The sequence below is a fragment of the Caulobacter segnis genome, from assembly GCF_003243465.1.
Taxonomy (GTDB): domain Bacteria; phylum Pseudomonadota; class Alphaproteobacteria; order Caulobacterales; family Caulobacteraceae; genus Caulobacter; species Caulobacter segnis_A.
Window position 1 is genome coordinate 1 of sequence record NZ_QFQZ01000032.1, and the last position, 20,772, is coordinate 20,772.

Consider the following 20,772-nt stretch of genomic DNA (forward strand, 5'->3'; position numbering starts at 1 on the left):
GATCTGAAGGCCAAGGCCGACGGAACGATCAGCCAGGCGGTCTTCGATGTTGTCGCCAAGTCTGGCGCCGACACGCCCCTGCAGGCCAGCGGCGCCTGGACGCCGCAAGGCGGCTCGGCGCGCGGCCGCATCGATCTGGGGGCCTCTCGTCTGACCCAGCGCCTGGAGAAGATGTTCGGGGCCGAGGCCAGTTTCAATATCGATGGAAAGAAGGCGACCGCCGATGGTCTCTCGGCCCTGACGCTGGACGTCCGCGCCGAAAATCTGAGCCTTCAAGCGCGCGGCCTGGCTGACTTGGCCAAGCGCCGGACAGGCCCGGACGGTCTGGCCTTCAGCGCCCGCATCGGGGCGCTCAAGCGCATCGTCTCGATTCCGCAGATGGGGCAGGGGCTCGCCGACGGGGTGTTCAAGCTGGAGAAGGGCGGCTTCTCGGTCGAAGGAACCGCCGATGTCGCCGACCTGGAACTGCTGGGCTATCGCCTTAAGCGCGCCAAGGGCCCGGCCCTGGTGCGCTGGGCCGACGGTGAGCTGGAGATCAAGGCCCAGGCGACCACCTCGGGCGGCGGCGGCTCGGGGCTGCTCGCCGTGCTCGGCGCGAACCCCAAGGCCAGCTTTGAGGGCGCCCGGGTCAAGGGCGGGCGCTTCCTGATCCGCTCGGCCCGGATCGACGCGCCCAACCTGGTCGTCACCGGCAAGGGCGAGCGGGGCGTGTTGGGTGGGCTGTCGTTCGATGGCGAGATGAAGGTGGCGAGCCTTGGGCCGGTGCGTCCCGGCGCGCAGGGCTCGGTGATCGCCAAATGGACCGCGTCCAGCTTCGCGGGCCGGCCGTGGGCCTTCACGGTGGACAGCCGCGCGGCCAACTTCGCCACCGGCTATGCCGAGATCGACCGATTGCTCGGCGCGACGCCCCGGCTGAGCGGCAAGGCGAGCTGGAACGAGGGAGTCCTGAGCGTCGCCGAGGCTCGACTGGACGGCGCGGCCGCCAGCGCCACGACCTCGGGCAAGCTCGGCCAAGGCCTCTCGCTCGACTTCGGCCTCGACTGGACCGCCACGGGACCGTTCCGCGCGGGGCCGGTCGAGGTCACGGGCAAGGCCAGCGGCGACGGCAGGATCGGCGGCGTCCTCTCGGCCCCGAGAGCCGAGCTGAACGCTAATTTCGACGCGATCGATCTGCCTAGCCTGCCGTTGACCAAGGCGCGCCTGAGCTTAGTTTTCGCGCGCGGAGCCAACGCGACCGACGGAACCGCGGCGCTGCAGGCCCAGAGCGCCTATGGCCAGGCGCTGGGGCGGACCGCGTTCCGCTTCTCGCCCGGCGGAATCGAGTTGAGCGAGCTCGACGTGGACGCCGGCGGCGCCAAGGCGCGTGGCGCCATGTCGTTGCGCAATGGCCTGCCGGCGACGGCGGACGTGACCGTCGCCATTGGCCCGGGGGCCTTCATCCCGCAGGGACAGATCAAGGGCTCGGCCCGCCTTGTCGACGCGCCTGGCGGTGGCGCGGCCCAGGCGGTCCTGAACCTGACGGCCCAGGAGATCAGCTTCGGCGGCTGGAAGGTGCGAACGGCCGCGATCAAGGCCGATGGCCCGCTTTCGCGCCTGCCGCTCTCGATCGACGCGCGGGGCGACGCCCCCAACGGCCGCTGGCGGTTGGGCGGTTCTGGCGAGCTGGCGCAGGCCGGTCGCGCTTACGACCTGACGCTGAATGCGGCGGGCCGCGTGGGGCGGACCGAGATCAAGACCAATGAACCGGCCAAACTCCGCTTTGGCGATGGCCCGACCCAGGCGCGGCTGCGCTTGGGGATCGACAAGGGACGCGCCGATATCGACGCGGACCTCGGCGGCGCGACCGCGATGCTGCGGGCTGAATTGGCGGGGGTCGCCCTGACGGCCTTCAACCCCGACCTGGACGGCGACATCGACGGCGCGTTCAATCTGCGCGGCCAGGGCGAGACCTTGGGCGGCGACTTCACCATGCGGCTGTCGAACGCCCGCGAGCGCGGCGCGAAGGTCGAGCAGTCGCTGGACGCCAAGATCCATGGCGATCTCACCGACAGCCAACTGACCATCGTCGCCGACGGCGACAACCGGCAAGGCCTGAATGCCGAGGCCAATCTCGTCCTGCCCGTCGAGGCTTCCGCCAAGCCGCTGCGGCTGATGATCAACAAGAAGCGCGGCGTGCAGGGCCGGTTCTCGGCCCAAGGCGAGATCAAGCCGCTGTGGAACCTGCTGATGGGCGCCGACCGCTCGCTCTCGGGCCGCATCAACCTGCAGGCCAGCCTGGGCGGCACTCTGGCCGATCCGCGCCTGCTGGGCACGGCGACGCTCGACAACGGCGGCTTCGAGGACGGACAGACCGGGCTAAGGCTGCGCAACGTGACGCTGCGATCGTCGATGGCCGACAACGCCATCGACGTCCTGCAGGCGATCGGCGAGGACGGGCAGGGCGGCTCGGTGTCGGGCGCGGGGCGGATCAGCCTGGCGCGCGACGGCGTCGGCAGCTTCAAGCTCGACATGAAAAGCTTCCGCCTGATCGACAACGACCTGGCCTCGGCCGTGGCGACCGGCTCGGCCAGCGTCAACCGGTCGGCGGACGGCAAGATCAAGCTGTCTGGCGCGGTGACCCTGGATCGCGCGGACGTGTCGGCCCAAACCAAGACCCCCGCGGGCGTCGTGGCGATGGACGTCGTCGAGCGTAACCGGCCGCAGGACCTGGATCAGGGGCTCCAGCGGCGCCCGACCACCGGCGGCATGATCCTGGATCTGGATCTCAAGGCGCCGCGCCGTGTCTTCGTCCGGGGGCGTGGCCTGGACGTCGAGCTCTCTCTGGACGCCCATGTCGGCGGCACCTCGCTGGCGCCGGCGCTGAGCGGCGTCGCGCGTGTTGTCCGCGGGGAATATGACTTCGCCGGCAAGCGCTTCGAGTTCGACGACGACGGCACCGTTTATCTGTCCAGCCAGCTCGACCGAATTCGCCTCGACCTGTCGGCCACGCGGCAGGACACCTCTCTCACCGCCGTCGTGCAGATCAAGGGAACGGCGGCCAAGCCTGAAATCACGCTCACCTCGAAGCCCGAGCTGCCCAGCGACGAGGTGCTCAGCCAGGTGCTGTTCGGCTCCTCGGCCGCCCAGCTCTCGCCGATCGAGGCCGCCCAGTTGGCCTCGGCCCTGGCCTCACTGGCGGGCGGCGGCGGCTTCGACGTTATCGGCAACCTGCGCAGCTTCGCGCGCCTGGACCGTCTCGCTTTCGCCGAGAGCGCGACCGGCATGACGGTGGCCGGCGGCAAGTACCTGACCGACGACGTCTATCTGGAGATCATCGGTGGTGGTCGCGAAGGACCGGCGGCCCAGGTCGAGTGGCGTATCCGGCGGACGCTTTCGCTGGTCTCGCGGATCGGCGGCCAGAACGACGCCAAGCTTTCGGTGCGCTGGCGCAAGGATTACTGAGCGTCGGGCTTGCGCGACGCTCCGGACTCGGCTCGAAATAACCGAGCTCCAGCAAGGCTGTTGCGCGGGCCCTCGGTTACCTCGCTTGAGGTAAGCACGATTTGCCCGCGGCCCTTGGTTATCGTGACTGAGGGAGGACAGGCTATTGATGCGTCTCGATTCAGACGACCAGACGGTTCTAGACCGCGTCGCGCAGGCTGGCGGTCAGATCGTCGACCGCGCCGTGGACTGGTGCGCGATCAATTCCGGCAGTCGCCACCTGGCCGGGCTGGAGCGTCAGCGACAGGTCCTGCTGGACGCCGCCGCCGGGCTGCCGGCCGCTGCGGTGGAGATCCCTCTGTCGCCATCGCGAGAAATCGCCGCCGATGGCCGCGAAACAGAGCTGGCTCATCCGCCCTCCATCGCCGTGATCGCCCGCCCCGAAGCTCCGGTCCAGGTCGTGCTGACCGGCCACTATGACACGGTCTATCCGGAGATGAGCGTCTTCCAGCAGGTTCGCACGCGGCCTGACGGGGCGCTGCACGGCCCTGGAATCGCGGACATGAAGGGCGGCATCTCGGTGATGCTGGCGGCGCTTCAAGCGCTGGAAGGACATCCCGCCGCCGCCAACCTCGGCTATCGCGTGCTGCTGTCGCCGGACGAGGAGATCGGCTCCATCGCCTCGGCGCCTGTGCTCGCCGACTTCGCGCGACGCGGTCATGTCGGCCTGACCTACGAGCCGGCCTTGGCCGACGGCGCGCTCGCCTCGGCTCGCAAGGGCTCCGGAAACTTCCACATCGTGGTCCACGGCCGCGCGGCCCATGCCGGGCGCGACTTCGCGGCGGGGCGGAACGCGGTGATCGGCGCGGCCCGCATCGCCGAGAAACTCCACGCCCTGAACGGCCAGCGCGACGGCGTCACCGTCAACGTCGCCCGCATCGATGGCGGAGCGCCGCTAAACATGGTCCCGGACGTGGCGGTGGTTCGCTTCAACGTCCGCTTCCCCCAGGCGGACGCCGCGGCCTGGTTCGAGGCCGAGGTCGCGCGGATCGTCTCGGAGATCGGCGATGACCTGCACGCGCATCTGCATGGCGGGATCACTCGAGCGGCCAAGCCCTTCAACCTCGCCCAGCAGCGTCTGTTCGGCGCGATCAAGGACGTCGGCGCGCTGCTGGGACAGGATATCGCCTGGAAGCCCTCCGGCGGGGTCTGCGAGGGCAACAACCTGTTTGCGTCCGGCCTGCCCAATGTCGACACCCTGGGCGTTCGCGGCGGCGATATCCACAGCGAGGCCGAGCACGCCTGGCCCGAGAGCTTTGTCGAGCGCGCCCAGCTCTCGGCCCTGATCCTCATAAAACTGGCGACCGGCGAGATCGACGCTCGGGCGATCCACGACGCCATGACCGCCCTGCGGGAGACCCACTAGATGCTCATCGTCCGCCCCGCCGGCCCCGCCGACTTCGACGCCCTGATGGAGCTGGCCGTCCTCTCGGGACGCGGCTTCACAAGCCTGCCGGAGGACGAGGCGACCCTGCGCGCGCGTCTTGCGCTTTCAGAGGCCAGCTTCCAGGCCGGGGTCGCGCCGCCCGAGGCCTGGTACACGCTGATGCTCGAGGATCTCGACAGCGGTTCGGTCGAGGGTGTGGCGGGCGTCAAGGCTGGCGTCGGCCTCAAGCGCCCGTTCTTCTCGTTCCGGGTCGTGACCCTGGCGCAATCCTCGCCGACGCTCGAGATGCGCTTCGATCACAAGGCGCTCGTGCTGGTGAACGAATGCGCCGGCTGGTCGGAGGTCGGCTCGCTGTTCCTGCGGCCGGAGAAGCGCAAGGGCGGGGCCGGGCGTCTGCTCGCCCAGTCGCGCTACATGCTGATCGGCATCGAGCCCCAGCGTTTCGCCGAGATGGTGCTGGCCGAGCTGCGGGGCTGGTTCGACCAGGACGGCCGCTGTCCATTCTGGGAGCACGTCTCACACAAGTTCTTCCGCCTGGACTTCGACCAGGCCGACCTGATGAGCGCTTCGACCGACGGTCAGTTCATTCTCGACCTGGCCCCGCGCCATCCGATCTATACCGAGCTGCTGCCCGAGGAGGCGCGCGACGTGATTGGGCGCGTCCATCGCGACGGCGAGGCGGCGCGGGCGATGCTGGAGCGTGAAGGTTTCCGCTACCAAGGTCTCGTCGATCTGTTCGACGCAGGCCCGACGGTCGCCTGCCCGCGCGACGACATCCGGACGGTCCGTGACGCCAAGCGACTGCGGGTCAAGGCGGGCGAGGACGCCTTTGGCGAGGAGGCGCTGATCTCGACGGGCGAGGTGTCCCGCTTCCGGGCGATCCGCGCGCCGGTGCTGATCGACGGCGATGCGGCCATCCTGGGACGCGAGGCGTTGGAGGCGCTCGGCGTCGGCGAAGGCGAAGTGGTGCGGGTGAAGGCATGAGCGGACTGTTCATCGACGGCAAGTGGCGCTCGGGCGAGGGGCCTGAGCTGGTCTCGATCGACCCGGCGACGGGCGAAGCGGTCTGGCGCGAGGCGACCGCCACCGAGCGCGATGTGGTAGGCGCGGTCGAGGCCGCGCGGCTCGCCTTTCCCGCCTGGGCCGACCGTCCGCGCGAGGCGCGGATCGCCATCCTTCGCCGCTACAAGGAGATCCTCGTTGAGCGCACGGGCGTCTTCGCCGAGGCGCTGAGCCGCGAGACGGGCAAGGCGCTCTGGGAGACCAAGGCTGAACTGGGCTCGATGGCCGGCAAGGTCGACCTGTCGATCAAGGCGTATGACGAGCGGACCGGCTCGACTGAGAACGCCATGCCGTTCGGCCGCGCCGTGCTGCGTCACCGCGCCCATGGCGTGATGGCGGTGCTTGGCCCGTTCAACTTCCCGGGGCATCTGCCGAACGGCCACATCGTGCCGGCGCTTCTGGCCGGCGACACGGTGGTGTTCAAGCCGTCCGAGGAAACGCCGCTGGCCGGCCAGCTGATGGTCGAGGCGCTGGAGGCGGCGGGTGTTCCGGCGGGCGTCGTGAACCTCGTGCAGGGTGGCCGCGAGACAGGCCAGGCCCTGATCAACCAGGAGATCGACGGCCTGCTGTTCACGGGCTCGGCGGCGGCCGGGGCCTTCTTCCGTCGTCACTTCGCCGATCGGCCCGACGTCATCCTGGCGCTCGAACTGGGCGGCAACAATCCCCTGGTCGTGTGGGACGCCGACGACGCGGAGGCGGTCGCGGCCCTGGTCGTGCAGTCCGCCTATATCACCACGGGCCAGCGCTGTTCGTGCGCGCGGCGGCTGATCGTGCCGGACGACGCCTTCGGCAAGACGGTGATCGAGGCGACGGCGGCGCTGGCCGACCGGCTGGCGATCGGACGTTGGAACGGCGACGCCGAGCCCTTCATGGGGCCGCTGATCTCGGCGCGCGCCGCGAACGCCGCCCGCACGGCGGCCAGGGCCATGCCGGGCGAGACGGTTCGCGCTCTTGGATCGGCGCCGGGGCTGAGCGAGGCGTTCGTCACGCCAGGGCTGATCGACGTTACCGGTGTGGAGACGCCTGACGAGGAGCTGTTCGCGCCGTGGCTGCAGGTCCGCCGCGTCGCCAGTTTCGACGATGCGCTGAAGGCCGCCAACGCTACGCGCTATGGCCTGTCGGCGGGACTTATCTCAAATGAGTCAAAGCGTTGGGAGCTGTTCCTGAACCGCATCCGCGCCGGGGTGGTGAACTGGAATCGTCCGACGACGGGCGCGGCCGGCTCCATGCCTTTCGGCGGACTTGGCGCGTCCGGCAATCATCGTCCCAGCGCCTATTACGCCGCCGACTACTGCGCCTATCCGGTGGCGAGTTTCGAGGCCGAGGCGGTCGCCGATACGCTGAAGGATATCAAAGGCTTGCGAGCATGACCTTCGCCGTCGAGGCAAACTGCGACGGCCTGGTCGGGCCGACACACTCGTATGTCGGGCTCTCGCCCGGAAACCTGGCCAGCACCCGCAACGCCGGCGAGGTCTCGAACCCCCGCGCCGCGGCGCTGGAAGGGCTGGCCAAGATGCGTCGTCTCAGCGATTTGGGTCTGCCGCAGTTCGTGCTCGCGCCACATGAGCGTCCGGCCATCCGCTTCCTGAAATCCATCGGCTTTTCCGGCGCGGACGAGACGGTGCTTGAAGACGCCTGGAAGGCCGCGCCGGCGCTGGCGGCGGCGGCTTGCTCCTCCTCCTCGATGTGGGCGGCCAACGCCGCGACGGTGACGCCCAGCGCCGACGCCGCCGATGGCCGTGTGCACTTCAGCCCCGCCAACCTCCTGACCAACCTGCATCGCAGCCTCGAGGGCGAGCAGACCACCCGCGCCCTGCGACGCCTGTTTCCGGACGCGCGGCGTTTCGCGGTTCACGATCCGCTGCCGGCCCAGCCGCACTTCGCCGACGAGGGCGCGGCCAACCATGTGCGGCTCTGCGCCGAGCACGGCGGACCGGGCGTCAATCTCTTCGTCTGGGGACGCCAGGCCTGGGAGGATTGGGATGGTGCGTTTCCCGCCCGTCAAACGCGGGAGGCGTTCGAGGCGATCCAGCGTCGCCATGGCGCGGCGCGGGGCGTCTTTCCGCGTCAGGCCAAGGCGGCCATCGCGGGCGGCGCCTTCCACAATGACGTGGTCTGCGTCGGGACGCGCCAGTGCCTGTTCTTCCACGAGCGCGCCTTCGAGGATCGCGTGGCGATGGAGCGCGCGGTGAGAACCGCCGCCGCCGATCTGTTCGAGCCGGTGTTTGTCGAGGTCTCGGAAGCCGAACTGCCCATCGCCGATCTCGTCGCCAGCTACCTCTTCAACTCCCAACTGCTTGCGGTCCCCGGCGAGGATCGCCTGGTTTTGCTGGCCCCGGCCGAGACGCGCGACAATCCTCGCGCCTATGCGGTCGCCGAGGGACTGGCCGCCTCGAATGGCCCCATCGGCCGCGTCGACTATGTCGACGTCCGCCAGAGCATGCGGAACGGCGGCGGGCCCGCTTGCCTGCGTTTGCGCGTCGTGCTGACCGACGAGGAGCTGGAAGCCGTCAATCCCGCCCAGCGCTTCAGCCCGGATCTTCACAAGACGCTGGCCGATTGGGTCGAGCGTCGCTATCGCGACAGCCTTGCGCCGGGTGACCTCGCGGATCCGCTGTTGCTGACCGAAAGCCGCGAGGCGCTGGACGAACTGACCCGGATCCTGAGTCTGGGCGGTGACTTCTATCCGTTTCAGAGGACCGCTTGAACATCACCATCCGCGCCGCGACGCCTGCGGACAGAGACGCCATTGTCGCCCTGCACAAGGCCGCCGCGGTGACGCCGGGGGCCCTGGCGCGTGCGCCGGAAGAGGTGACGTCGGCCTATGCGCAGAACGCGATCAACAGCGACATCTGCCTGGTGGCGGTTGGCGCCGAGGGCTTGGTCTGCGGCGAGATCCACGCCAAGCGCGAAACGGTCGCGCTGTTCGCCCATGTCCTGGGAGGCCTGACCGTGGCGGTTCATCCTGAACGGCAAGGGCAGGGGATCGGCTCGAAGTTGTTCGAGGCCCTGATCGCTTGGGCGAAGGCGCAGGATCCAGCGATCCTGCGTATCGAACTGGCGGCGGGAGGCGGCAATCCTGGCGCGATCCGCCTCTATGAGCGGTTGGGGTTCAAGCAAGAGGGGCGGCAGGTCGCGCGGGGACGGCTGCCGGACGGTCGCTTCGAGGACGATATCCTGATGGGAATGCTGCTGCTCTAGCCGCGCAGCGCGGCCAGGGCGTCGGGAAAGCGCCGGGAGAGCGGGGCTTCGACGTCGCCCAGCTCGACGGCGTAATCGCCGGACCCTTCCGGCTTCAGGCCGGTGACCCGCGACGTATTGACCAGCCAGGACTTGTGAGTGCGCACGAAGCCGTGCCGAGCGAGGCTCTCAAGCGCGGCGGTCAGCGATGATCGGGTGAGGGGACGTCGGCCATCGCCCAGGATGAACTCGACATAGTTGCCGGCGGAACGCACCGCGACGATCTCCGCCACCGGCACGCGGATCAGGCGGGCCCCGTCCTGGATGTCGAAAACCGCTGGCGGCGCGGAGCCGCGGTCGGCCAGCTTTTGCGATCCACGCATCAGCGCCAGCCAGCAGATGATCGTCGCCGCCGCATAGCCCAGCATGTCCTTGCGGAACTCGTAGAGGAATTCGCCGGGCAGCGGACCGAAGCGATAGGTCTCGTGAAGCAGGACGCTGTGCGCGACCTTTCTCAAGGCCACGAAGGCTGCGACGTGGATCGCCGAGTAGACGAGCGCCACGATAATGTGGGCGGGCGCGGCGGCCCACCAGCGCGGCTTGGCCCTCACCATCCAAACGGCCATGGCGGCCGGAATGGCGGTGAGCGCCAGGATGACCAGGGCGCTGCTGATTTCCCAGATCGCCGGCCTGATCGGGCCCAGGCTCGGCGCGTCGTGCTGCACGGTCAGGATGTTGACCAGACAGATGGCCACGAACAGGCTCACGCAGAGCGCGTAGGCGCGGGTCAGCCAGAGACGCTCCTCGCCGGTCATCCCCCACAGAGCGCCGCTTGGCGTCGAACCATCGCCGCTTGTCCCCAGCGCCGGCCGCTTGTCACGACGTCCTTGGCCATTCGGGGCGAGGCGCGGCAGGTCATGGGCGTCGCCGTTCAAGCCGGACTTACCTTTCATGACCACGACCGCCTCCCCCATCGACCGACGCTATGACCTGGACTGGATTCGCGTGGGCGCGTTCTTCCTGCTGATCCTCTATCACACCGGCATGTTCTACGTGCCGTGGGAATGGCATGTGAAGACGCCCCACGTCGTCGAGGGCCTGATGCCCTTCATGCTGCTGACCAATCCCTGGCGGCTGACGCTGCTGTTCCTGGTCTCTGGCGCGGCGACGCGGTTCATGGCCGACAAGACCTCGGTCGGAAAATTGACCAGCGCGCGGATCGCCCGCCTGCTGCCGCCGCTGCTGTTCGCGATGTTCGTGATCGTGCCGCCGCAGTCGTACTATCAGGTTGTCGAATACATGGCCTCGCACCCCGGCAGCGGTCTGTCGGTCGACAACTTCTGGATCCGTTATGTCACGGCGTCGGGCCATTGGTGCGGCGCGGACGGCGAATGCCTGACCACGCCCACCTGGAACCACATGTGGTTTGTCGCCTACCTGCTGTTCTACACGCTGGTCCTGGCGCTCGAGCTGCTGGTCTGGAAGAAGGCCGGCGAGCGCATCCAGCAGGCCTCGGAATACCTGTTGAAGGGCGTTGGCCTGTTCGCCTGGCCCATCCTGTTTCTCGCGATGCTGCGCGCCACGCTCTACGCGAAGTACGGCGAGACCCACGCGCTGGTCGGCGACCACTATGTCCACGCCGTCTCGTTCAGCGCCTTCCTGCTAGGCTTTGGTCTCGCCAAGTCCGAAACCCTGCGTGAACGCTTGGTCGCGGTCCGCTGGCCCGCCCTGACCGCCGCTGTCGCCGCTTGGGCGGGCTGGAGCATCTATGTTTGGATCTATCGCCATGACACGCCTATCCCGTCGCCGCAGTTGAAGCTCGTGATGCGGTTCGTCTTCGCGACCGACACTTGGTGTGCGATCGTCGCCATCCTGGGTTTCGGGGCCAAACACCTCGCCGCTAAGGGGGGGCCGGTGCTGCGCTACCTGACCCTGGGCGTGTTCCCGTTCTATCTGGTTCACCAGACCCTGATCGTGGTGATGGCCCATCATCTGGCCAAGCTGCACCTGCCGCAGGCGCTCGAGGGCGCGATCCTGGTGGCGGCGACCTTCGCGGGGTGCTTCGCCACCTACGAGATCGTGCGGCGCATTCCAGGCGTGCGAATCCTGTTCGGCCTGAAAGGTCAGCCGGCCGGGACGCTGGACAGCCGACCGCCGGCCCTGGCGTAGGCCTGGGTGCCACGGGTGATCACGGTGTCGCCGGGAGCGATCTCGGCGACGCCGATGTCGCTGGCGCCGGCCAAGCGATCGTAGAGCGCGCCGAAGTCGCGCAGCGTCACGTCCTGCAAGGTCTGGATCGAGTCGATCACGAAATAAACCTGCTGGAAATCGTCGATCCGATAGAGCGTGCGCATCACCCGCTCCAGGTCGAAGCCGATGCGGTTGGGGGAGGGATCGTCCAGGGCGAAGATCGACTCCGTTCGCGACGAGACGATGCCGGCGCCATAGATCCGCAGGCCCGCCGGGGTGTTCATCAGGCCGAACTCCACCGTGTACCAGTAGAGCCGGGCCAGATTGGCCAGACGTCCCAGGCCCAGGGCGCGGCGGCCGCCTTCGCCGTAGGCCTGCATGTAGTCGGCGAAGGTCGGGTCGGTCAGCATCGGCACGTGCCCGAAGACATCATGGAAGATGTCCGGCTCTTGCAGATAGTCCAGCTGGTGCGGCTTGCGAATGAACTGGCCGGCCGGAAAGCGGCGATTGGCGAGGTGGTCAAAGAAGACGTCGTCGGGCACGAGGCCAGGCACCGCCACCACGCTCCAGCCGGTCAGCCGCTGAAGCTCCTCGTTGATCCGCCTGAAGTCGGGAATGCCGGCCCGATGCAGGTCCAGGGCGTCGAGGCCCCGCAGGAACGCGTCGCAGGCCCGGCCGTGCAGCATCTGGGCCTGGCGTTCATAGAGGGTGATCCAGACGTCGTGCTCGGCCTGGGAATAGGCGTCCCAGCCCTGATCGATCGTCCAATCCTGGTTCGCTCCCGGCGGGGGCGAAATGTTGAAGCCTTCTCCGCTCATGAGAGAACGCTACGCCCCGATTTTCGCAAAAGCTGTTCGGAGTTTGCGCCGAATGCGCGATCACGCGGACGGGTTTGCCGGCTAGTGCGAGATTCGAGGACGAAGCTTGTACTGGCCGTGATCGAACGACTCGAAGATCACCGCCGTCTGCGGATGGCCGACGGGCTCGCCACTGTCATCGGGCAGCAGGTTCTGTTCCGACACATAGGCGACGTAGCTGTTGTCCTCGTTCTCGGCCAGCAGGTGGTAGAACGGCTGGTCCTTGGTGGGACGGATCTCCTCGGGGATCGACTGCCACCACTCTTCCGTATTGGCGAACACCGGGTCGACGTCGAACACCACGCCCCGGAAGGGGAAGATGCGGTGGCGGACGACTTGGCCGATCGCAAACTTGGCGAGTCTCGAATTCATGGTCTGAAGATTAGCACGGCTAGCTGACTGAAAGCTGAACGTAGAGACTTCAGCCAACGGAAGACACGGCGGGCGCCTTCCTGAGCGCCAGTCACGTGCTATGGTCGAGTCGAAGTGAGGCGCCGCACCGTTCGCGACGCTTGCGAGACAGGTGGTTTGAACCATGTCGGAGGCGCCGCGCGCGCCCGGCGCCCCGCAAGGGCGGCGCCGGCGGTCGCCGGAGGAGTCGTCGTGCTATGCGGCGCTCGATCTTGGCACCAACAACTGTCGCCTTCTGGTGGCGACGCCTTCGCCGCGCGGCTTCCGCGTGGTCGAGGCCTATTCCCGTATCGTCAGGCTGGGCGAGGGGCTGTCGCAGAGTGGCCAGCTCTCCGAAGCCGCCATGGATCGCTCCCTGGCGGCCTTGAAGGTCTGCGCCGAGAAGATCCGCCGCCGCAAGGCGGTGCGGGTCAAGGCCGTGGCGACCCAGGCCTGCCGGGGGGCCACCAATGGTCCCGACTTCGTGCGCCGCGTGCACGAAGAAACCGGGCTCAAGTTGCAGATCATCACGCCCCGCGAGGAGGCCCAGCTTTCCGTGGCCGGCTGCATGAGCCTTTTCGACCGCCAGCAGGACGCGGCCCTGGTTGTCGATGTCGGGGGTGGTTCGACGGAGCTGTCCTGGGTGGACTTGAAGGGCGGTGGGCTCGACGCGAAGCCTCGCCAGTTCGCCGCCTGGAAGCTGCCGATCAAGGCTTGGCTGTCGATCCCCGTCGGCGTTGTCACGCTCGCCGAGCGCTTCCCCGAGGGCGAGGTCGCCACGGAGGCCTGGTTCCGGGCTATGGTGGACGACGTCAAGGCGCGGATCGAGGGCTTCCCCCACGCCGAGCCGATGCGGCAGGTATTTGCGGAGGGGCGCGCGCATCTGGTCGGCACATCGGGCGCGATCACCAGCCTGGCGGGGCTGCATCTTGGGCTGCCGCGCTATGATCGAAACGTCGTTGACGGCCTCTGGATGCGGCGCGACGATTGCGACGCGGCGGCCGCGCGCCTCCTGGCCCTGACCTCCGCCGAACGGGCGCAGGAGCCCTGCATCGGCGCGGACCGGGCCGACCTGGTGCTGGCCGGCGCGGCCATCCTGCAGGCCGTGCAGGAGCTATGGCCATGTTCGCGCGTGCGTGTCGCCGACCGAGGGCTTAGAGAGGGGCTTCTGATGTCCCTGATGTCCGACCAGCAAAAGCGTCCGCGCCGGCGCCGCCGCGGCGGCGCATCCAAGAAGCCGGTGTCCGCATGAGCGAAGATCCTCCCCGCCGTCGCATGGTCAAGCCGCCCTCGGGCGGCTCTGAAGGCGGCCGCGGCAAGCCGGCGCGCCTGAAGACGGCCTATGGCCGCACGCCCAGCCAGCAGGCCTGGCTGGAGCGGCAGATCAACGATCCGTTCTCGGCGAAGGCGAGGGCGCTGGGCTATCGCAGCCGGGCGGCGTTCAAGATCAGCGAGATCGACGATAAGTTCCACTTCTTGCGCAAGGGCGCGAGGGTCATCGACCTGGGCTGCGCGCCCGGCGGCTGGCTGCAGATCGCCGTCGAGCGGGGCGTGACCAACCTGGCGGGTATCGACCTGCTGCCGGTCGATCCGGTCGCGCCGGCCCATATCCTGGAGATGGACTTCACGGCCGACGGTGCGCCCGAGAAGCTGATGGAACTGCTGGGCGGCGAGCCGGACCTGGTCATGTCGGACATGGCGCCCAACACCGTGGGACATCGTGAGACCGACCACCTGCGGATCGTCGGCCTGATCGAGATCGCCGCGGAGTTCGCCGTGGATGTGCTGAAGCCCGGCGGGGCCTTCGTCGCCAAGGCCTTCCAGGGCGGCGAGACCGCCGACGTCATCGCCAAGCTCAAGCGGCACTTCACCAAGGTGCAGCATTTCAAGCCCAAGGCCAGCCGGCAGGACAGTTCGGAGGTCTTCCTCGTCGCGACGGGGTTCAAGGGACGGTGAGCGACCGGGGGGGCGTCATCGGAGGGCTGGTCGCCAGACCGTTTCGCAATCTGGCGATCGCCGTCGGCTTCGTCCTGCTGGTCGCCGCCTGCGCGATGGTCGGCTACATGCACGCCGGCTGGTCGTTCGACGACGCGCTCTACATGGTCACCCTGACCATCTTTACGGTCGGCTATGGCGAGGTCCGGCCGATCGACACCGATTACTTGCACGCCGTCACCATGGCCACGATGGTGTTCGGGTGCACGGGCGTCATCATCGTCACCGGCTCGCTGGTGCAGGCGCTGACCCAGTCCCAACTCGAACAGTTCTTTGGAAAGCGCGTGGAACGCGACATCGACCGGCTGGATGGCCACATCATCATCTGCGGCTTCGGTCGCATCGGGCTCATGCTGGCCGCCGAGCTGGCCTCGGTGGGCGAGACCTTCGTCATCGTCGAGCGTGACGAGGCCCGTTGCCAGGAGGCGAGGGACCTCGGCTACCTCTGCCGGCACGCCGACGCCACCGACGAGGAGGTTCTTCGCGCCCTGCACGTCGAGAGGGCGAAGGTCGTCGCCACGGTGCTGCCCGACGACGCCGCCAACGTCTTCATCACCCTGTCGGCCCGCAGCCTCAATCCCAAGCTCGAGATCATCGCGCGCGGCGAGCGGCCCACCACCGAGCGCAAGCTGCTGCAGGCCGGCGCCAACCGCGTCGTGATGCCGACCCATATCGGCGCGGAACGCATCGCCGAGCTGATCCTCCATCCGCGCCTCGCGCACTTCCTCCATGGGGCGGAGCCACAGGGGGACCGGACGGACGAGCGGCTGGCCAAGCTGGGTCTGGACCTGCGTGTTATCACCGCGCCGCCCAACCTCGGCGCTCGGAGGGCCACCATTCGGGAGCTTGAACGACGGGGCGGCGGCATACTGGTCGTGCGTATCCAGCGCGCCGACGGAACGGTGATCGAGAGCCCTGCGCCTGGCGAGATCATCCGGACGGGCGACGCCCTGGCGGTGGTGTCCAAATCCGGAAGCGCGAACCTCGACGGGTTCGACGACTGACGTCAGAGTTGTTGTTTCTGGAGTGCGCTCTTTTAGGTCGCTGAATTTTCTCGGAAACTTGTGTTTCTGATCTCTCGTTCGCGTTGGCGTCAGCGCGATCTCCCGCGGAGCCGTCCGCGCTTACGAGAGACATGCCATGTCCAAGACCCTCAGTCTCGCCTTCGCGCTTGCTGTCGCCCTTTCCAGCGCCAGCGCCGCCTATGCCGCCGCGCCGTGCCGCGACGCCAAGGGTAAGTTCATCAAGTGCCCGGCCGCCGCCGCGCCGGCCAAGCCGACCAAGTGCAAGGACGCCAAGGGCAAGTTCGCCAAGTGCGGCACGCCGGGCGCCAAGCCGGTCTAGGCGGTGAGGGCGGCGTCGCGCCCTCGTTGACGCCGCCGCTGTCCGCCCGGAAAAATTCCTCTCCATTTCGCGCCGACTCCGGGTCGACAACCGTCGACCTCGCGGCTATATCCGCGCCGCAAAATGGAGACTCCGATGGAGATTCGCGAAGGGCTCACCTTCGACGACGTTTTGCTCGAACCCGGCCCGTCCGACGTCATGCCCACCCAGGTGACGACCGAGACCCGGTTCACGCGTGAAATCAGTCTGAACATACCGCTCGTGTCCGCCGCCATGGACACGGTGACCGAAAGCCGCCTCGCCATCGCCATGGCGCAAGCCGGCGGCCTGGGCATTCTTCACCGTAACCTCACCAACGAGGAGCAGGCCGACCAGGTCCGCGAGGTGAAGCGCTACGAAAGCGGCATGGTCATCAATCCGCTGACCATCCACCCCGACACCACCCTGGCTGAAGTCCGCGAGATCAAGGCCCGCCGCAAGATCTCGGGTTTCCCGGTGGTCGAGCGCGGCTCGGGCAAGCTGGTCGGCATCCTGACCAACCGCGACATGCGCTTCGAGGGCGACGACAAGGTCCCGGCCTCGGCGCTGATGACCCGCGAGAACCTGATCACGGTGGGCGAGGGGGTCGATCACCGCGAGGCGCGCGAGCTGCTGCGCAAGCACAAGATCGAACGCCTGATCGTGGTCGACGAGGCCTATCGCGCCGTCGGCTTGATCACGGTGAAGGACATCGAGAAGGCCCAGGCTCATCCCCTGGCTGCCAAGGACGACAAGGGCCGCCTGCTGGTCGGCGCGGCCTCGACCGTCGGCGACGCCGGCTTCGAGCGCTCGATGGGCCTGGTGGACGCCGGCGTCGACGTCGTCGTCATCGACACCGCCCACGGCCACTCCAGCCAGGTCGCCCAGGCGGTCTCTCGTCTGAAGCGCGAAGCCAACCGCGTCCAGATTGTGGCCGGCAACATCGCCACCTACGACGCCGCCCGCGCCCTGATCGACGCCGGCGCCGACGCGGTGAAGGTGGGCATCGGCCCAGGCTCGATCTGCACCACCCGCATCGTCGCGGGCGTGGGCGTGCCGCAGCTGACCGCGATCATGGAAGCCGTGCGCGCGGGCCGTGAGAGCAACACGCCGATCATCGCCGACGGCGGCATCAAGTACTCGGGCGACCTGGCCAAGGCCATCGCCGCCGGGGCCTCGACCGCCATGATGGGCTCGATGTTCGCCGGCACCGAAGAGGCGCCGGGCGAGGTGTTCCTGTACCAGGGCCGCTCGTACAAGAGCTATCGCGGCATGGGCTCGGTGGGCGCCATGGCCCGCGGCTCGGCCGACCGCTACTTCCAGAAGGAAGTGACGGACAGCTTCAAACTGGTGCCGGAAGGCATCGAGGGGCAGACCCCGTTCAAGGGCCCGATCTCGCCGGTGCTGCACCAGCTGGTCGGCGGCCTGCGCGCGGCCATGGGCTATGTCGGCGCGCCGACCATCCCCGAGCTGCAGAAGCGCGCCAAGTTCGTTCGGATCACCGGCGCGGGCCTGCGTGAAAGCCACGTCCACGACGTGATGATCACCCGCGAGGCCCCGAACTATCCGAGCGCGGTTTAGCCGATGCGCATGGCGTTCGAACTTCAGATGCTGGGCGTGGCGGTCCTGATCGGCCTCGTCCACCTGCTGGCGGCGGCCCTGGCGGGCGTGTCGCAGCGGGGCCTGAAGTGGAGCGCCGGTCCGCGCGACGAGCCCGTTCCGGTCAGCGGCCTGGCCGCGCGGCTGGAACGGGCCTTCGCCAACTACCGCGAGAGCTTCCCGTTCTTCGCCGCCGCCGTGCTGGTCGCCTATCTGGGCGGTCGGTTCGGGAGCCTGACCTTGATCGGTTCGGGCCTCTATGTCGGCGGTCGCATCGCCTTCCTGCCGCTCTACGCACTGGGCGCGCCCTGGGTGCGCAGCATCGCTTGGGCCGTCTCCTTCACGGGGATCTTCCTGACCCTCCTGGCTCTGGTCGTCTGATGCGCGACGGAGGACGGGTTTCGGCGGCGATCGAGGTTCTGACCGAGATCGAGGCGCGGCATTTTCCGGTCAAGATGGCGCTGAAGCGCTGGGGCGAGGCCGCGCGCTACGCAGGCTCCAAGGATCGCGCCTTCGTCTCTGGCCTGGTGCTCGACGCCCTGCGTCGTAAGCGCTCGCTGGGCTGGATGATGGGCGATCCGAGCGCCCGCGGCGTGGTGCTGGGCGTGCTGGCCTTCACCTGGGCCTGGACGCCGGACCGCATCGCCGAGGCTGCCGCCGAGGAGCATGGCTTTGGCCCGCTCACGGACGCGGAGCGCGAGCGTCTTTCCAATCCTGTTCCGCTCGACGGCGCGCCGGCCCCGGTGGTCGGCGACTATCCCGATTGGCTGGAGGAGCGGCTGATCCGCACCCTGGGCGCCGACGAGGCCGTCGAGATGCGGGCGCTCTCCGAACGCGCCCCGGTCGACCTGCGGGTCAACACCCTGAAGACCGACGCCGAGCGCGCCGCCAAGGCTCTGGCCCCGATCCACGCCGCGCCGGCGGGCGTCCTGCCGAACGCTTTCCGCATTCCGGCCCCGGCCGCCGCTGACCGCACCCCGTCGGTCGAGGCCGTGCCGGCCTTCTCCAAGGGTTGGTTCGAGGTCCAGGACCTGGGTTCGCAGATCGCCGCCGCGGTGGCGGGCGAGGTCAAGGGCAAGCAGGTGCTGGACTTCTGCGCCGGCGGGGGCGGCAAGACGCTCGCGCTGGCCGCCGCCATGGGCAACAGCGGCCAGATCTTCGCCCACGACGCCGACGCCCGTCGCCTCGCCGACACCATCCGCCGCGGCCAGAGGGCAGGGGTCCGTAACCTGCAGATCCGTTCGCCGATCGAGGCGACCCCGCTGAAGGGCCTTGAAGGCAAGATCGACGTCGTCTTCGTCGACGCCCCCTGCACGGGCGCGGGCACCTGGCGTCGCCACCCGGACGCCAAGTGGCGCCTGTCGCCCGACCAGCTGGCCAAGCGCCAGATCGAGCAGGATAGCGTGCTGGAGGACGCCGCGACCTTCGTGAAGGCCGGCGGCCGCATGGTCTACGTCACCTGCTCGCTGCTGACCGACGAGAACGAAGACCGCGTCGCCGGCTTCCTTGAGCGCCACCCCGAATTCACCGTCAAGCCGATCGCCCTGCCGGGCGTCGAGCAGCACGTGAGCCCCGAAGGCTATCTGCGCCTGACCCCTTACCGCGCCGGGACGGACGGCTTCTTCGCCGCCGTGCTGGAGCGCTCCACCTACACGCCCTGATTTGACCGCTAGACCGCTGGAGACCCGCCAATGACCCCCGAACCGAACCACCAGCGCGTCCTGATCGTCGACTTCGGCAGCCAGGTGACCCAGCTGATCGCTCGGCGGGTGCGCGAGGCCGGCGTTTATTGCGAGATCCACCCGTTCGACAAGGCCGAGGCCATCGTCGACGAATACAAGCCCAGCGCCATCATCCTGTCGGGCGGTCCGGCCAGCGTGCTGGAGGCCGACAGCCCCCGCATCGGCCGCAAGCTCTTTGATCTTGGCCTGCCGATGCTGGCCATCTGCTACGGCCAGCAGCTGCTGTGCGACGTTCTGGGCGGCAAGGTCGAGGGCGGTCACGCCGGCGAGTTCGGCCGCGCCGAACTGACGGTCGGCAAGGTCAGCCCGATGTTCCAGGGCCTGGCCGGCGTCGGCGAACTGGAAACCGTCTGGATGAGCCACGGCGACCGCGTCACCGCCATCCCCGAGGGCTTCGAGGTCATCGCCACCTCGACCGGCGCGCCGTTCGCGGCCATCGCCAATGACGAGAAGAAGATCTACGCCCTGCAGTTCCACCCGGAGGTGTACCACACCGTCAACGGGGCCAAGATGTACCGGAACTTCCTTTTCAACATCGCCGGCCTGAAGGGCGACTGGACGATGGCGGCCTTCCGCCAGGAGATGGTCACGAGGATCCGCGACCAGGTCGGTTCGGGCAAGGTGATCTGCGGCCTGTCGGGCGGCGTCGACAGCTCGGTGGCCGCCGTCCTGATCCATGAGGCGATCGGCGACCAACTGACCTGCGTGTTCGTCGACACCGGCCTGCTGCGCAAGAACGAGGCCGATCAGGTCGTCACCCTGTTCCGCGACCACTACAACATCCCGCTGGTCCATGTGGACGCCGGCGAGCTGTTCCTGGGCGAGCTGGCGGGCGTCAGCGATCCGGAGACCAAGCGCAAGACCATCGGCAAGCTGTTCATCGACGTCTTCGACAAGGAAGCCGCCAAGATCGACGGCGCGGAGTTCCTGGCCCAGGGCACGCTCTATCCGGACGTGGTCGAGAGCGTCTCGGCGCGCGGCGGGCCGTCGGCGGTGATCAAGAGCCACCACAATGTCGGCGGCCTGCCGGACTACATGAAGCTCAAGCTGGTCGAGCCGCTGCGTGAGCTCTTCAAGGACGAGGTCCGCGCCCTGGGCGTCGAGCTCGGCCTGGCGCCGGCCTTCGTCGGCCGCCATCCGTTCCCCGGTCCGGGCCTGGCCATCCGCATCCCGGGCGAGATCACGCCCGAGAAGGTCAAGGTGCTTCAAGAGGCCGACGCCATCTATCTGGAAGAGATCCGCAACGCCGGCCTCTACGATAAGATCTGGCAGGCGTTCGCCGTGCTGCTGCCCGTGAAGACGGTCGGCGTGATGGGCGACGCCCGGACCTACGAGAACGTCCTGGCCCTCCGCGCGGTGACCTCGACCGACGGCATGACCGCCGACTTCTTCGAGTTCCCCTGGCCGGTGCTGGGCAAGACCGCCACGCGGATCATCAACGAAGTGCGCGGCGTCAACCGGGTGGTCTACGACGTGACGTCCAAGCCGCCGGGCACCATCGAGTGGGAGTGACGGGGCGTCATTTTAG

18 protein-coding genes are annotated in these 20,772 nt (G+C 68.3%); 15 read left to right on the plus strand and 3 right to left on the minus strand.

Annotated elements, in window-relative coordinates; genetic code table 11:
- The 6 genes from DI526_RS11460 to DI526_RS11485 all read left to right on the plus strand — a co-directional run.
- The coding region (locus DI526_RS11460) for a translocation/assembly module TamB domain-containing protein (protein WP_304277720.1) at nucleotides 1-3,441 on the plus strand (3,441 nt) is incomplete at its 5' end.
- A 148-nt stretch (nucleotides 3,442-3,589) separates the two neighbouring features.
- Complete coding sequence (locus DI526_RS11465) at nucleotides 3,590-4,846, plus strand: hydrolase (RefSeq protein ID WP_304277722.1); 1,257 nt, start codon at nucleotides 3,590-3,592, stop codon at nucleotides 4,844-4,846.
- Nucleotides 4,847-5,851: an arginine N-succinyltransferase gene (locus DI526_RS11470; protein ID WP_304277724.1), complete on the plus strand. Its 1,005-nt coding sequence runs from the start codon at nucleotides 4,847-4,849 to the stop codon at nucleotides 5,849-5,851.
- Nucleotides 5,848-7,299 carry a succinylglutamate-semialdehyde dehydrogenase gene (astD, locus tag DI526_RS11475; protein WP_304277726.1) on the plus strand — a complete coding sequence of 484 codons (1,452 nt, stop codon included), beginning with the start codon at nucleotides 5,848-5,850 and terminating at the stop codon, nucleotides 7,297-7,299. Before DI526_RS11470 ends, astD begins: the two co-directional genes overlap by 4 nt.
- Entirely contained in the window at nucleotides 7,296-8,636 is a 1,341-nt protein-coding gene (gene astB, locus DI526_RS11480; RefSeq protein WP_304277728.1) for an N-succinylarginine dihydrolase, read from the plus strand. Before astD ends, astB begins: the two co-directional genes overlap by 4 nt.
- Nucleotides 8,633-9,130 carry a GNAT family N-acetyltransferase gene (locus DI526_RS11485; RefSeq protein ID WP_304277730.1) on the plus strand — a complete coding sequence of 166 codons (498 nt, stop codon included), beginning with the start codon at nucleotides 8,633-8,635 and terminating at the stop codon, nucleotides 9,128-9,130. The genes astB and DI526_RS11485 overlap by 4 nt, the downstream gene beginning before the upstream one ends.
- On the opposite strand, the gene DI526_RS11490 is transcribed toward DI526_RS11485, so the two are convergent.
- Nucleotides 9,127-10,062 carry a LytTR family DNA-binding domain-containing protein gene (locus DI526_RS11490; protein WP_304277732.1) on the minus strand — a complete coding sequence of 312 codons (936 nt, stop codon included), beginning with the start codon at nucleotides 10,060-10,062 and terminating at the stop codon, nucleotides 9,127-9,129. The genes DI526_RS11485 and DI526_RS11490 overlap by 4 nt on opposite strands.
- On the opposite strand from DI526_RS11490, the gene DI526_RS11495 reads away from it, so the two are divergent.
- On the plus strand, nucleotides 10,061-11,278 hold the full coding sequence (locus tag DI526_RS11495) for an acyltransferase family protein (protein WP_304277733.1): 1,218 nt from the start codon (nucleotides 10,061-10,063) through the stop codon (nucleotides 11,276-11,278). The two genes, DI526_RS11490 and DI526_RS11495, sit on opposite strands and share 2 nt — an antisense overlap.
- Here the strand turns inward: DI526_RS11495 and phhA are convergent.
- A complete protein-coding gene (gene phhA / locus DI526_RS11500) occupies nucleotides 11,233-12,117 on the minus strand; it encodes a phenylalanine 4-monooxygenase (protein ID WP_304277735.1) in 885 nt (294 codons plus the stop codon). The genes DI526_RS11495 and phhA overlap by 46 nt on opposite strands.
- 81 nt (nucleotides 12,118-12,198) lie before the next feature.
- Nucleotides 12,199-12,528, minus strand: a complete 330-nt coding sequence (gene hspQ / locus DI526_RS11505; protein WP_099535869.1) for a heat shock protein HspQ — start codon at nucleotides 12,526-12,528, stop codon at nucleotides 12,199-12,201.
- A gap of 163 nt (nucleotides 12,529-12,691) precedes the next feature.
- Here hspQ and DI526_RS11510 point away from each other — a divergent pair, with 163 nt between their 5' ends.
- The 8 genes from DI526_RS11510 to guaA all read left to right on the plus strand — a co-directional run bounded on the left by DI526_RS11510 (nucleotide 12,692) and on the right by guaA (nucleotide 20,756).
- The gene (locus DI526_RS11510) at nucleotides 12,692-13,798 is read left to right on the plus strand and encodes a Ppx/GppA phosphatase family protein (RefSeq protein WP_304277738.1); all 1,107 of its coding nucleotides are present in this window, start codon (nucleotides 12,692-12,694) and stop codon (nucleotides 13,796-13,798) included.
- Complete coding sequence (locus tag DI526_RS11515) at nucleotides 13,795-14,502, plus strand: RlmE family RNA methyltransferase (RefSeq protein ID WP_304277740.1); 708 nt, start codon at nucleotides 13,795-13,797, stop codon at nucleotides 14,500-14,502. The genes DI526_RS11510 and DI526_RS11515 overlap by 4 nt, the downstream gene beginning before the upstream one ends.
- On the plus strand, nucleotides 14,499-15,545 hold the full coding sequence (locus tag DI526_RS11520; protein WP_304277742.1) for a TrkA family potassium uptake protein: 1,047 nt from the start codon (nucleotides 14,499-14,501) through the stop codon (nucleotides 15,543-15,545). Before DI526_RS11515 ends, DI526_RS11520 begins: the two co-directional genes overlap by 4 nt.
- Nucleotides 15,546-15,681: 136 nt before the next feature.
- Nucleotides 15,682-15,885 carry a hypothetical protein gene (locus tag DI526_RS11525; RefSeq protein ID WP_304277745.1) on the plus strand — a complete coding sequence of 68 codons (204 nt, stop codon included), beginning with the start codon at nucleotides 15,682-15,684 and terminating at the stop codon, nucleotides 15,883-15,885.
- Between the two features lie 135 nt (nucleotides 15,886-16,020).
- Nucleotides 16,021-17,484, plus strand: coding sequence for an IMP dehydrogenase (gene guaB, locus DI526_RS11530; protein WP_304277747.1), 1,464 nt, complete (start codon nucleotides 16,021-16,023; stop codon nucleotides 17,482-17,484).
- Between the two features lie 9 nt (nucleotides 17,485-17,493).
- Nucleotides 17,494-17,883, plus strand: a complete 390-nt coding sequence (locus DI526_RS11535) for an MAPEG family protein (RefSeq protein ID WP_369691982.1) — start codon at nucleotides 17,494-17,496, stop codon at nucleotides 17,881-17,883.
- Nucleotides 17,883-19,163: an RsmB/NOP family class I SAM-dependent RNA methyltransferase gene (locus DI526_RS11540; protein WP_304277751.1), complete on the plus strand. Its 1,281-nt coding sequence runs from the start codon at nucleotides 17,883-17,885 to the stop codon at nucleotides 19,161-19,163. The genes DI526_RS11535 and DI526_RS11540 overlap by 1 nt, the downstream gene beginning before the upstream one ends.
- Nucleotides 19,164-19,193: 30 nt before the next feature.
- Nucleotides 19,194-20,756: a glutamine-hydrolyzing GMP synthase gene (gene guaA / locus DI526_RS11545; protein WP_304277754.1), complete on the plus strand. Its 1,563-nt coding sequence runs from the start codon at nucleotides 19,194-19,196 to the stop codon at nucleotides 20,754-20,756.
- The last annotated feature ends 16 nt before the right edge of the window (nucleotides 20,757-20,772 follow it).